This is a genomic window from Methylobacterium gnaphalii (assembly GCF_007992215.1).
GTDB lineage: Bacteria > Pseudomonadota > Alphaproteobacteria > Rhizobiales > Beijerinckiaceae > Methylobacterium > Methylobacterium gnaphalii.
In genome coordinates, this window is sequence record NZ_BJZV01000112.1 from 1 (window position 1) to 754 (window position 754).

Consider the following 754-nt stretch of genomic DNA (forward strand, 5'->3'; position numbering starts at 1 on the left):
TGTTCGGAGCGAGGGACGATCCGGTCGCGGATCTGCTCGATCTTGCCGTCCATCTCCTTGTCGCGCTGCTCGGACATGCGCTGGAAGTCGTCTCGGCGCTGGCCGGTGACGCTAAACTTGTAATCCACGTCACTGCGCGAGATCATCGTGGTCTTGAGTTCGCGCAGGGCATCCTTGAAGTCGGATTGGTTCTCGCGAATGGGCCAGTACAGCACGCCACCGAGGGCGATCACGCCGACCTGCATCACGCCGATGGCTCCCCACGGGACCTTGGTCCGCTCGGCGAACTGCGGCGAGAGGTTGCGGATCTCGCTCGTGAGCTTGGTAAAAACGCCTTCGATCTCTGCCGAGAGGCGTAATCCCTGGCGCTCTTGAGCCGAGGACAGGTCCGCAAGCCCCTTCTCGACCGTGAAGACGCGCTGATTGGTGACGCCGAGATCCTGTTGGAGGCGGTCGCTGTGTGTGCTTCCATTCGGCAAGACGGTATCTCCGTTCATAACGCCCCAGGTCGTCTTCTTTTTGGATGGTCGGGCTGGCGCGGACGCTATTTTGTGCCGCCGCCCGGCAGTGCTCCAGGCACGCCCTGCGTCCGCTCGAAGGTGCGCTGAACACCGAGACCGAGGATGCCGGTCAGCACCACCATCAGGTCGTTGATCGAGAGCGTCGGCGCGACCGGGATCGATGCACCGATCGCAACGCCAATGATGTTCGTCGACCAGGTCAGGATGGGCGCGAGCACGAACTGGTAGCCGAA

The 754-nt window shown here is 62.5% G+C and carries 2 protein-coding genes; both read right to left on the reverse strand.

The genetic code is table 11. From position 1 onward, the window contains the following. Positions 1 to 479, reverse strand: a 479-nt coding sequence (locus MGN01_RS23325; protein WP_147049166.1) for a hypothetical protein, incomplete at its 3' end; no start/stop codon positions are given. 65 nt (positions 480 to 544) lie between these two features. Further along, positions 545 to 754: hypothetical protein (locus MGN01_RS23330; RefSeq protein WP_170246145.1), on the reverse strand; the 210-nt coding region annotated here is incomplete at its 5' end.